7 protein-coding genes and 1 pseudogene are annotated in these 12542 nt (G+C 69.7%); 5 read left to right on the forward strand and 3 right to left on the reverse strand.

Features of this window, described 5'->3' with window-relative positions:
- Window positions 1–382 precede the first annotated feature (382 nt).
- The 3 genes from ACS5PM_RS07415 to cysQ all read right to left on the reverse strand — a co-directional run bounded on the left by ACS5PM_RS07415 (window position 383) and on the right by cysQ (window position 4892).
- A complete protein-coding gene (locus ACS5PM_RS07415) occupies window positions 383–2506 on the reverse strand; it encodes a capsule polysaccharide biogenesis protein (protein WP_439386951.1) in 2124 nt (707 codons plus the stop codon).
- Window positions 2490–4016 carry an alkaline phosphatase D family protein gene (locus ACS5PM_RS07420; RefSeq protein WP_439386952.1) on the reverse strand — a complete coding sequence of 509 codons (1527 nt, stop codon included), beginning with the start codon at window positions 4014–4016 and terminating at the stop codon, window positions 2490–2492. Before ACS5PM_RS07420 ends, ACS5PM_RS07415 begins: the two co-directional genes overlap by 17 nt.
- A gap of 90 nt (window positions 4017–4106) precedes the next feature.
- The gene (gene cysQ, locus ACS5PM_RS07425) at window positions 4107–4892 is read right to left on the reverse strand and encodes a 3'(2'),5'-bisphosphate nucleotidase CysQ (RefSeq protein ID WP_439386953.1); all 786 of its coding nucleotides are present in this window, start codon (window positions 4890–4892) and stop codon (window positions 4107–4109) included.
- A gap of 84 nt (window positions 4893–4976) precedes the next feature.
- Here cysQ and ACS5PM_RS31985 point away from each other — a divergent pair.
- From ACS5PM_RS31985 to ACS5PM_RS07450, 5 genes and pseudogenes are all read left to right on the forward strand, one after another.
- A pseudogene (locus ACS5PM_RS31985) lies at window positions 4977–5165 on the forward strand (helix-turn-helix domain-containing protein); the annotation flags it as partial.
- Between the two features lie 453 nt (window positions 5166–5618).
- Window positions 5619–6863: a sulfate adenylyltransferase subunit CysD gene (gene cysD, locus ACS5PM_RS07435; RefSeq protein ID WP_439387290.1), complete on the forward strand. Its 1245-nt coding sequence runs from the start codon at window positions 5619–5621 to the stop codon at window positions 6861–6863.
- A 117-nt stretch (window positions 6864–6980) separates the two neighbouring features.
- Window positions 6981–8882, forward strand: coding sequence for a sulfate adenylyltransferase subunit CysN (cysN, locus tag ACS5PM_RS07440; RefSeq protein WP_439386954.1), 1902 nt, complete (start codon window positions 6981–6983; stop codon window positions 8880–8882).
- Between the two features lie 141 nt (window positions 8883–9023).
- Entirely contained in the window at window positions 9024–10901 is a 1878-nt protein-coding gene (locus ACS5PM_RS07445) for a DUF1800 domain-containing protein (RefSeq protein WP_439386955.1), read from the forward strand.
- Between the two features lie 28 nt (window positions 10902–10929).
- Window positions 10930–12462 (forward strand): DUF1501 domain-containing protein, encoded by a 1533-nt coding sequence (locus ACS5PM_RS07450; RefSeq protein ID WP_439386956.1) that lies wholly within the window; start codon window positions 10930–10932, stop codon window positions 12460–12462.
- The last annotated feature ends 80 nt before the right edge of the window (window positions 12463–12542 follow it).

A 12542-nucleotide genomic window follows, 5' to 3' on the forward strand; every position in this document is an offset into this window, starting at 1 on the left:
TCCGTGGTGCCGGTCAGGGTGGCGACACCCTGGACCGTATGGGGTAAAGCTTGAAGACCTGGCAACCCGCATTCCCGCCGGATCGGACGCCCCGGCCGGTGCGCACGCGGCGCTCGGTGACGATTCACTGTGACACTCTAGGCAGGGGAGCGCGAGGTGACGATCCCACGAATTGGTGTCAGCTGGCCCGTATTTGATGTTTGTTGACGGTGTCTTCGGCCGCGAATCCGACACGGACAGCTTCGGGGGCACCACCTTGGCCGGACGATTGTGCAGTACAGCACGAACAGGCTTGTGACGAGTTGCGTGGGCCAGACCGGTGCGCAGCAGGCACCAACATCGCTCACCTGCTGCAAGAAGCGCCGAATGTGCGCTTCAGGTGTCAGCGGGCCTCGCCTGTCCACAGCCGGCGCAGCGCCACCGTGTGCCTCAGCGTCCATCGCCAGGCCCGCCGGCCGATCGAGACCTGGGACGCCACGGGCGGTACTCCCCGGGCACGCCACGCCTGCAGCTCGTCCAGCGCCCGCTCGGCCGTCGTGAAGTGCCCGGTGTCGCGGCTGACGTAGGTGGGATACAGCAGCAACGCGCCGGCGACCAACGCATCCAGGCTGAGGCGCCTCCGCCGGCGCGGCATGGGCTCGCGGTCGTCCGTCAGCCCCCAGCCGGCGTAGAACGGGCAACCCCAGCACGTCACGGGCTTGCCACGCAGCAGCGCCTCGAAGCCGGCGAGCGAGGTGATGACGTGCACTTCGTCGACCTGACGCAGCACCTGGTCCATGGGAGCGTCCACAACGATCTCGTCGCACCATCGGGCCGCCTGGCCCTCGCCCCGGCCGGCGTCGCGCAGCTGCGCCACGACGTCGGGGTGCGGCTTGTAGACGAGATAGGCGTCCGGGCGGGCGGCGCGCACCGCCTTGAGCAGGCCGAGGTTGAAGCGCAGGCCGGGCGCGCCCAGGCGGATCGAAGCGTCGGCCTCCACCTGCCCCACGACCAGCACCACGGGCCGGTCGACCGGCGGCCGCTGCCACGACGCCTGGCCCACGTTGTACTTGGTCAGGCCCGCGGCCAGGATGCGCTCGCGCAGGGCCGCCGCCCGGGCGCACAAGGCCGGGTCGAATTCGGCCCCGCCCAGCACCTGCTCCAGCGCCGACGGCGCGGTGGCGTCGTAATACATGCCGACGTCGTCCATGACCCATGACAGCGGCCGCACCAGGTCGGCCCCCAGCCCCACCGAGCGCAGGAAGCCGTCTTCCAGCCGGACCTGCACCGCCGCCGCCTGGCCCTGCGGCACCGGCCGCCGGCCCCACAGCACCAGCCCGGCGCCCTCGGGCAGAGGCTTGTTGGCCCCCTGGAACCGCAGCTCGCTGCCGGCAAAGAAGGCGCGGGCGATGGGCTTCTTCCAGCGCGAGAAGCCCACGGCCACCATCTGCGCAGGGAAGCGCTCGCGCATGCGCCGCTGCAGGGCGATCCACTCGAGCAGGCGTTCGGGTTCGCAACGCTGCCGCGTCTCGGGATCGAGGTAGCGCGGATAGTCGACGAGCGCGGCATGCCACAGCGCGGCGGCGCTGGCGCCTCCACGTCGGGCCGGCGGTGGCAGCTCATCTCGCGTGAGGCCCCAGCCGGCGTAGAACGGCAGCCCGAAACAGCGCACTGGCCGCCCCCAGAGCAAGGCCTCGAAACCCATCTGGGAAGTCACGGTGTAGACCGCCTGGGCCCGCTCCAGCAATCCGCACGGATGGGCCGGGCTCGCCAACAGTTGGACCCGGGCTGCCGCGCCGGGCGAAAGTTGCGCGAAATGGCCGCGCTTGCGACCAGCGAGCACATCGGGGTGGACCTTGAGCAGCACCCGTGCGGCGGGCTGCTCGTCCAGCGCCGCCTCGAGCATCCGGTGGAAGCTGGTGGGCGTGGCAACGCCGTAGGCGATGGACGCATCGCCGAAGGTCTGGTCCACCACCAGCACGTCGCCTTCACGCACCAGCGCGGCCGCTTCGCGCGCCTGGTTGTACTTGGAAGCGCGTGCGGCCCGCCACTGCGCGGCCAGGGCCAGGGCCCGGTCCTGCTGCGACGGGTTCAGGGGGCTGGCGATCAAGCGCTCCAGGCGCGACGGCGCGCCGGCGTCGTAGTAGATGCCCAGGTCGTCGACGACGATGGACAGCGGCGGCTCTTCGTTGCCGAGCCCGACCGAGCGCAGGAAGCCGTCCTCCAGGCGGATCAGCGGCAGCCCGCGAGCCGCCGCCCAGGCCTCGGCGTGACGCGCACTGGGCTTGCGGCCCCAGGCCAGCACGCCGTCGGGGCGGCGCCGGCCGGCCTGGCGGCGATTGATCAATTCGATTTCGGGCAGCAGTTCCGGCAGCGTCGGCTGCCGGGTCAGCAGCGCCCCGCCGTGGACCAGCGCGCGCCGCCAGCCGGCCAGCGGATCCTCGCGAGGGGAGGATGCGCCCGCCTCGGCCGTCAGCGGCCTCGGCGTTTCGAGGGCAGGGTTGTCCGGGCTATCGAGCGAGCTCAAGGGTCATGTCCACGGGACTTCCGTCGGCAGCATAGCCGCGCCGGAGCTGGCCGGCCGAGTCCATCACGCGGAGCGTGGCCGTGCTGGCGGTCACGTCGACCTTGAGGTAGCCCGGGTTGGCAGCCCCGGGCAGCGGGTACGGCGGCGGCCCGAGCGGTCCGACCCGCTTCTTCGAGTAGTCGGTGCCCAGGCAGGCGACGGTCGCGCCCTGCAGGTTGGGGTCGACCAGGCCGCCCTTGGTCCAGGTGCCGCCCGCGCTGAGGAGCACGCGGCTGTCGTTCGGGTCCAGCCGGCAGTAGGTGTCGACCCAGGTCGACGGCATGTTGGCGTGCGGCACCGAGGCTTCGGGCAGGCCCGCATGGCTGCCGTCGTCCAGCGCACCGCCGGAATGGATGTCGGCGCTCAGCACGACCACGTTGCGGATGCCGTGGGCGGCGATGAAGTCCAGCACTTCCGAACGCTCGGCCCCGAAGGCCCCCCAGGCATCCCAGGGCTTGGTGCCGGGATTGAAGGTCACCGGGGAGACGATGAACTTCCAGGAGGCGGTCGAGGCCGCCAGCCCGTCGAGCAGCCATTGCTTCTGGCAGGCGCCCAGCATCGTCGTGCCAGCCCGGCCGCGCTGGCTGCGGGCGTCGAGCAGGAAGAACTCGGCCAGGCCGCCGTGGGTGAAGCGCTGCCAGACGCCACCGGCAGCCCCTGCGCATCCCGCGAGCCCGTTGTCGGCCGCCGGGACGAAGTACTCCGCGTAGACCTGTCGCGCCGGGTCGCCGAAGGGGCAGGCGCCGTCGGCGCCGTTCATGCAGAAGTCGTGGTCGTCCCAGACGTAGTACAGCGGGATCTGCAGCTGCTGCGGCGTCTTGGAGGCGACGAAGGCCTTCACGAAATCGGCGCCCACCGGACGCGCCGGGTCGCGCATCGCACGCCGCATCTGGCGCAGGTTGGCCACCACGGTCGGCGCGTCTTCCGGCGGAAGGTAATCCTGCGTGCCGGGTTCGCGTGCCGGATCGGAGTGGTCGAGGTCGCCGATGATCAGGCCGAAATCCGGCCGAGGCGTGGCCGCGCTGCGCAAGGCGGCGGCCGCCTTCTCCTTCGTCATGAAATCGGCCAGGACGACGAAGCTCAGCGAGGTCGGCAGCTTGGCCGGGGTCCGGAACCAGGCGTTGGGGGTGTTGGCCGTCTCGCCGGTGTCGGCCGTGAATTGCAGCGTGTAGAGGTAGCTGGTGTTCGCCTTGAGGCCCGCCAGCGCGAAGCTGCCGGTGAAATCGTGATCGGCGGTGATGGTGGCGGTCGGACCGTCGACGAGCGTCGGGCTGCCGGTGGGGCGGTAGCGGATGCGGGCCGTTCCCGGTGCGTCCCAGCGGCTCCAGACCACCACCGAGTCGGTGCGCAGCGCGCCGACCATCGGCCCGTGCGTCAGACCGGTGGCACCCGCCGGACCTGCCAGCCCCAGCCCCGCCAGCAGCGCGGCGGCCGCCAGGCGGCGCAGTGATTTCCAAGCAGGCATGGCCATGCTCCCTTGTTGTTGCTCGTTACGCCGGAATTCTGGCGTGCCAGGCACCGCCCGGGAGCATGGGCAGCGGCAGGCGCCTCAACGTCTTGATCAGTTCAGGCCGCTGGCCGCGAAATGCGGGTTGTCGAAGCCGGGCTTGCCGTAGCGCAGGTCCGCGCCATCGGCTACCACCGTGACGCGGCCGCCTGCCGCCCGCAACACCGCGTCGCCGGCGGCGATGTCCCACTCCATGGTTCGGCCCAGCCGCGGGTAGAGATCGGCTTCGCCGGCAGCCACCAGGCACAGCTTGAGCGAAGAGCCCGCGTTGGTGCGCGAGGCCACCTTGCGACCGTTCAGGAAGGCATCCAGCGCCGCCTCGTCGCCGTGCGAGCGGCTGGCGACCACGGTCAGGCCGTCGGCCGGAACCGCGCGGCAGCGGATCTCGCGCAGCGCCTTCCCGTCTTCTTCGAGCCAGGCGCCCAGCCCGGCGGCACCCGTGAACAGGCGGCCGATGGCCGGCGCGTAGACCAGGCCCAGCACCGGCCGGCCATGGTCGATCAGCGCGATGTTGACGGTGAACTCGCCGTTGCGGCTGATGAACTCCTTGGTGCCGTCCAGCGGGTCGACGAGAAAGAAGCGGTCGCTCACATCGGGAATATCGCCTGCGGCGACGGCCTCTTCGGCCACGACCGGAATGTCCGGCGCGATCTGCTTCAGGCCCGCCAGGATCACGGCCTCGGCCTTCTGGTCGGCCTGGGTGACGGGCGAGTCGTCGCCCTTCTTCGTCACGTCGAAGTCGGTCGCGTAGATGTCCATGATCACCTGGCCGGCGTCACGGATCAGGGGCTTCAAGCGCTCCAGCAGTGCAGCGGCGTCGGACGTGGAAAAGGTGGTCATGAGCATGAATAAGCAAATGAGGGATACGCCATTGTGCCGACTGCGTGCCACAATCAAACCCCCTAAAACATTTTCTGACCGTGATTGGCCGCCCCACCCACCCCAGACATCGCTGCGCTGAATGCGCGCCGTCGCCGTGCGGTGGAGTTGCGCATAGACGGGCGCAGCCTGAGCGAGATCCACGCGGCCATCGGCCTGTCGGTGCCGACCATCATCCAGGCGTGCAAGGCCTTCGAGGCGGGCGGCTGGTCGGCCATCGCGGTAGGCCCGCGCGGCCGGCCCAAGGGCGATGGACGGGTGCTCAGCAGCGCACAGGAACAGTCCTTGAGGCTGGCGGCGCTGGGCGACCCGCCCGAGAAGCACGGCCTGCCGCCGGCGCTGTGGACGTCGGACGGCCTTCGCCAGCTGGCCCATCGCCATTTCGGCGTCACCCTGGAGGCGCGGGCCGCCTCACGCCTGCTCGAGCGCTGGGGGCTGGCGCTGGTCTCGCTGCGCTCGTCGCAGGCCAGCCGCACGCCGGCCGAGGCCGGCTGGCTGGCCCACGTCTGGCCGGCAGCGGTCGAATCGGCGCGCGCAGCGGGTTCTCAACTGGCCTGGGCGGGCAGCCTCGCGCACCCGGACAGGCCGGCGCCGGGCGGGCTGCTCGTCGCCTCCCGCCCCGTGGGCAGCCTGGCCTGGCTGCCCGTGACCGGCTCGCTGGCCTCGGCCGACGCCTGGCTCGATTTCATGGCACGCCTGCTCCGCAGCGACGCCGCACCCTGGCAGCTTTGGCTGCACGGACCGGACTTCCGCCGGGTGCCCGCCGTCCAACGCTGGCTGCAGGGACATCCCCGGCTCAGCTTGCAAGCCGGCGTTCTGCCACCCCGCGTGCGGCGAGCGGCCGAGCCGGCCCGGCCCGCCGAGCCCCTGCCGGCCGTGCCGTTGCAGGCCACGCCGACATCCGTCACGTTTTCCCCCGACGAAGCGCCGGTAGCGCCAAGCGCCCCTGCGATCATCGCGGCGCCCCGCAGCCGGGCCGCCGCATCCGCCTCAATCCCACCTTCCCTGCCTGACCACACGGACGCAAACCCCATGAACCTGACCCACCTTCAGCGGCTGGAGGCCGAGAGCATCCACATCATGCGCGAGGTCGTCGCCGAGTCCGACAACCCGGTGATGCTGTACTCGATCGGCAAGGACTCGGCGGTCATGCTGCACCTGGCCAAGAAGGCCTTCTTCCCGTCGCCGCCGCCCTTCCCGCTGCTGCACGTGGACACCACCTGGAAGTTCCGCGCGATGTACGAGATGCGCGACCGCATGGCCAAGGAACTGGGCATGGAGCTTCTCGTGCACCACAACCCCGAGGCGATGGAGCTGGGCATCAACCCCTTCACCCACGGCTCGCAGATCCACACCGACATGTGGAAGACGCAGGGGCTGAAGCAGGCGCTGGACAAGTACGGCTTCGACGCGGCTTTCGGCGGCGCCCGCCGCGACGAGGAGAAGAGCCGGGCCAAGGAGCGCATCTTCAGCTTCCGCTCGGCGCAGCACCGCTGGGATCCGAAGAACCAGCGCCCCGAGCTCTGGCGCCTGTACAACGGCCGCAAGCAGAAGGGCGAGTCGATCCGCGTGTTCCCGATCTCGAACTGGACCGAGCTCGACATCTGGCAGTACATCTACCTCGAGAACGTGCCCATCGTGCCGCTGTACTTCTCGGCCGAACGCCCGGTGGTCGATCGCGACGGCACGCTGATCATGGTCGACGACGACCGCTTCCCGCTGCGCGACGGCGAGGTGCCGATGATGAAGAAGGTGCGCTTCCGCACGCTGGGCTGCTATCCGCTGTCGGGCGCCGTCGAGTCCGAGGCCGACACCCTGCCTTCGATCATCCAGGAGATGCTGCTGACCAAGACCAGCGAGCGCCAGGGCCGCATGATCGACCACGACCAGGCCGCGTCCATGGAGAAGAAGAAACAAGAAGGTTACTTTTGAACCCCCACGCCCCCCTGCCAGGGGGCTGCCCCCCGAGGGGGCTCGCGCAGCGGACCGGCAGAGCCGGATCCGCGCACGCCCTGGGTTGAAGACTCCACCGTATTTAAGGAAATCGACATGTCCCACATCTCGGACCTGATCGCCGTCGACATCGAGAAGTACCTCAAGCAGCACGAGAAGAAGAGCCTGCTGCGCTTCATCACCTGCGGCTCGGTGGACGACGGCAAGTCCACCGTCATCGGCCGGCTGCTCTATGAATCGAAGATGCTCTTCGAGGACCAGCTCGCCGCCATCGAGAACGACTCCAAGAAGTGGGGCACGCAGGGCGGCGACATCGACTTCGCGCTGCTGGTCGACGGCCTGGCCGCCGAACGCGAGCAGGGCATCACGATCGACGTGGCCTACCGCTTCTTCTCCACTGACAAGCGCAAGTTCATCGTCGCCGACACCCCGGGCCACGAGCAGTACACGCGCAACATGATCACCGGCGCGTCCACTGCCGACGTGGCCGTGATCCTGATCGACGCGCGCAAGGGCGTGCTGACGCAGACCCGCCGCCACAGCTTCCTGGTCAGCCTGATCGGCATCCGCAAGGTCGTGCTGGCCATCAACAAGCTGGACCTGGTCGACTACTCCGAGAAGGTCTTCCGCCAGATCGAGGAGGAGTACCGGGAGTTCGCCAAGCAGATCGGCCTGACGGACATCACGCCCATCCCGCTGTCGGCGCTCAAGGGCGACAACATGCTGGAAGCCAGCGCGAAGACGCCGTGGTACCACGGGCCGACGCTGATGGGCTTCCTCGAGACCTGCGAGATCGACGAGACCCGCCTGCAGGGCCTGCCCTTCCGCATGCCGGTGCAGTGGGTCAACCGGCCCAACCTCGACTTCCGCGGCTTCTGCGGCGTGGTCACCAGCGGCATGGTCAAGCCGGGCGACAAGATCCGCGCCCAGCCTTCCGGCCGCGAGAGCAAGGTCGCCCGCATCGTCACCGTCAACGGCGACCTGCCGTTGGCCGTCGCCGGCCAGTCGGTCTGCATCACGCTGGAGGACGAGATCGACATCTCGCGCGGCGACGTGATCTCGGCCACCGATTCGCCGGCCGAGGTCGCCGACCAGTTCGAGGCCTCGCTCGTGTGGATGCACGACGAGCCGATGATGCCCGGCCGCTCCTATCTGCTGAAGATCGGCAGCCAGACCGTGACGGCGTCCATCACCGAGCCGAAGTACAAGGTGAACGTCAACACGATGGAGCACCTGGCGGCCAAGAAGCTCGACCTGAACGAGATCGGCGTCGTCAACCTCGCCCTCGACCGGCCGATCGCCTTCGACGCCTACACGGACAACCGCGACACCGGCGGCTTCATCCTCATCAACCGCCTGACGAACAACACCGTCGGCGCGGGGATGCTGCACTTCGCGCTGCGCCGCTCGCACAACATCCACATGCAGCACGTGGACGTCGACAAGGCGGCACGTGCCCAGGCCAAGGGCCAGCGCCCCGGCGTGCTGTGGTTCACCGGCCTGTCGGGCGCGGGCAAGTCGACCATCGCCAATCTGGTCGAGAAGAAGCTGCACGCGATGGGTCGCCACACCTACCTGCTGGACGGCGACAACATCCGCCACGGGCTGAACAAGGACCTGGGCTTCACCGAGGCCGACCGGGTGGAGAACATCCGCCGCGTGTCGGAGGTCGCGCGCCTGATGGTGGACGCGGGCCTCATCGTGCTGACCGCCTTCATCTCGCCGTTCCGCTCGGAACGGGCGATGGCGCGCGGCCTGCTGAGCCCGGGCGAGTTCGTCGAGATCCACGTCGACACGCCGCTGTCGGTCGCCGAGGATCGTGACGTCAAGGGCCTGTACAAGAAGGCGCGCCGCGGCGAGATCGCCAACTTCACCGGCATCTCCAGCCCCTACGAGGCCCCGGAGTCGCCGGAGCTGCGCATCGACACCACCTTGCTCAACTCCGAGCAGGCGGCCGACGCCGTGATCTCCAAGCTCAAGGAGCTGGGCCTGATCTGAAAAAAGTCACGCCTTGTGCCGCCAAGCGGCCACGAGGCGTGAGCTTTACCGAACACTGGCTACAACCCCAGGAGGACCCGCCGATATCTCGAGACAGAACGCGCCCGGAAGGCGCTTCGCCACTTCTGCATCGAGATTCGAATGTCCTCCTCTCCCGCTCCGGCCCCCTGGCGCCTCACGCGCCTGGCGGCGCTGCTGACGACGATCTGCCTGGCCGCGTGTGGTGGCGGCGGCGGCGATTCCTCCACCGATACCGACACCGGCGTCGGTGCCGGCTCCGGTGACACCCAGACCGGGGGCCAGACCGACGGCTCCGGCGGCCAGACCTCCGGCACCGACACCGGCGGCGGCGCAGGTGTCGATGGGGGCGACGGCCAGGGCGTAGGCACCACCCGCGCCGATGCCTTCCGTCTGTTGACGCAGGGGACTTTCGGCCCAACCCCGGCCGACATCACCCGCACCATCTCGCTCGGCGCCGCCGGCTGGGTGGACGAGCAGCTCGCCAAGCCTGCTCAGGCCGTGCACGTCGCCCGCTGGGACGCCGACGACGCCGCCGTCAAGCTCAAGAACCCCAAGGACACGGCCGGGGCGCCCAGCGTCATCTCCTCCTTCTACCAGCAGGCGCTGCAGGCCGATAACCAGCTGCGTCAGCGCACGGCCTTCGCGCTGTCCGAGATCTTCGTCGTCTCGCTCACCGACCTGGCCAGCGAACGCGGCCGCGCGGTCGCCTCCTACCAGGACATGCTGGTGCGCAACGCCTTCGGCAACTTCCGCACGCTGCTGCAGGACGTGGCCACGCACCCGGCGATGGGCTTGTACCTGTCGCACATGAAGAACCGCAAGGAGGATCCGACGGTCGGTCGCGTGCCGGACCAGAACTTCGCCCGCGAAGTGATGCAGCTGTTCTCCATCGGCCTGGTGCAGCTGAACAACGACGGCACCGTCAAGCTCGATGGCAACGGCAAGGCGATCGAGACCTACGGCGTCGCCGACATCGAAGGCCTGGCCTCGGTGTTCACCGGCTTCGCCTGGGGCGGCCCCGACACGCTGACGTCCCGCTTCGCCGGCAGCCTGCAGGACCCGAACCGGATGATCCTGCCGATGCAGGGCTACCCGCAGTTCCACTCGACGCTGGCCAAGAGCTTCCTCGGTACCGACGTGGCGCCGCAGTCGCCGGCCAACCCCGCAGCGAGCCTGAAGGCCGCCATCGACACGCTGTTCAATCACCCGAACGTCGGGCCTTTCATCAGCCGGCAGCTGATCCAGCGCCTGGTGACCAGCACGCCGAGCCCGGCCTACGTCGGCCGCGTGGCCGCCAAGTTCAACAACAACGGCTCGGGCGTGCGCGGCGACCTCAAGGCGGTGGTGCGCGCCATCCTGCTCGACGACGAGGCACGTTCCGCCGCCACCGCGGCCGGCGCCCAGTACGGCAAGCTGCGCGAGCCGGTGCTGCGCCTGACCGCGTTCCTGCGCGCCTTCGGCGTCAAGAGCGACAGCGGCCGGGTACTGATGACCTACACCGACGACCCCGGCCTGACCCTGGCGCAGACGCCGCTGCGTTCGCCGAGCGTCTTCAACTTCTTCCGCCCCGGCTATGTTCCGCCCGGCGGCGAGGCCGCAGCCGCCGGCATGACCCTGCCGGAGATGCAGATCACCAACGAGGCCAGCGTCGCCGGCTACGCCAACTACATGATCGCCGGCGTGCAGCGCGGTGTCGGCCAGAAGGGCGCGGATGGCAAGGCCGTCCGGCCCGACCTTCAGGTCGACTACAGCGCCTTCCTGCCGCTGGCCACCGACCCCGGGGCGCTGGTCGACAAGGTCAACGAGCGCCTGCTCGCCGGCGCGGCGGTCAACCCCACCCTGCGCAGCGAGCTGGTGGCCGCCGTGGGCTCGATCACCATCCCGGCCCTGCGCGCCGACGGCAGCAACCTCGCGCTGGTCGACAAGGCCAAGGCCAACCGCGTCTGGGCTGCCACGGCACTGGTGCTGGTGACGCCCGAATTCATCGTCCAGAAGTGACGGTCATCCCGACGAACACGTGCAAGCCATGAACCGTCCGCTCTCCAATCCGACCCGCCGCGAGCTGCTTCGCCGTGGCGCCCTGCTGGGCCTGTCGCAACCGGTGCTTTCGGGCCTCGGCGGCTTCGGCCTTTCGCTGGCCGCGATGGGGCCCGCTGCCGCCGCCAACACCGGCGGCTACAAGGCCCTGGTCTGCCTGTTCCTGTTCGGCGGCAACGACGCCTACAACACGCTGCTGGCCACCGACAGCGAGTCCTGGACGGCCTATGGCGCCGCGCGTCAGTCCGGCACCGAAGGCATTGCCCTGGCCGCCCCGGGCGTGCCGCCGAAGAGCGGCGCCTCGCTGCATGCGCGGCTGGGTGGCGTGCTGCCCATCAGCCCGCTCAACCCGCAAGGCCGGACGCTGGCCCTGCATCCGGTCCTGTCGGGCGTGCGCGATCTCTTCGGCGCCCAGCGCCTGGCCCTGGTCAGCAATGTGGGCCCCTTGTCCGGCCCGACCACCAAGGCGGCCTTCCTCTCGGGGACCGCGCCGCGGCCGCCGAAACTGTTCTCGCACAACGACCAGCAATCGGTCTGGCAGGCCTTCTCGACCGAAGGCGCCACCCGGGGCTGGGGCGGGCAGATGGCCGACCGCGTGCTGGCCGGCAACGGCCGGGCGATGTTCACCTCGGTCTCCCTGTCGGGCAATGCGGTCTGGCTGTCCGGCCAGTCTGCGCGGCAGTACCAGCTCTCCCCCTCGGGGGCGATCCACATCGGCGGACTGACGGACAAGACCTTCAACTCCGCCACGGTGCAGCAGAAGATGCTCTCGCTGATGCGCAACGTGCGCAACAACAGCGTGGCCGAGCGCGAGCACGCGGCCGTCGTCGGCCGCTCGGCCGACGCGGAAGCCCTGCTGCGAACCACCCTGCCCGCCTCGGGCGCAGGCCCCTGGGGCACGGGCGGCCTGAGCGGCACGCAGGTGGACCCGCTGCTGCAGCTCAAGGATCCCGAGACCGGCACACTCATGGTCAACCCGGCAGCCGAGCAGCTGCAGGCCGTGGCCCGCATGATCGCCGCGCGCAGCGCGCTCGGCATGTCGCGCCAGGTGTTCTTCGTCGGGCTTGGCGGCTTCGACACCCACGACACGCAGCAGCAGCGCCACACCCGCCTGATGGCGCAGCTCAACCACGCGCTCGCCTACTTCGACGGCGTCACCACCCAGATGGGCGTGTCCGAGCTCGTCACCACCTTCACCGCCAGCGACTTCGGCCGCACGTTTGCCGCCAACGGCGACGGCTGCGACCACGGCTGGGGCGGCCACCACCTGGTGATGGGCGGCGCGGTGCGCGGTGGCGACCTGTACGGCAAGCTGCCGGTCTACGGCCTGTCCGACGGCAAGGGCGGCTTCTCGAGCGACGACCAGCTGGAGTCCGGCGCGCTGCTGCCCTCGACCAGCGTCGAGGCCTATGCCGCCACGCTCGGCAAATGGTTCGGGCTGACCGACAGCGAACTGCTCGCGGTGCTGCCGAACCTGAAGAACTGGAACCAGAGCCAACGCAACCTCGGCTTCATGGCCTGACGTGCTCTGACGAGCGGCCAGGGGGTGCTGAAAACAGGCAGGGCTGTGGTGTACTTGATGCGTGCCTTCCGCCGCAGTAC

The sequence above is a fragment of the Ideonella flava genome (genome assembly GCF_051857595.1).
Taxonomy (GTDB): Bacteria; Pseudomonadota; Gammaproteobacteria; order Burkholderiales; family Burkholderiaceae_C; genus Ideonella.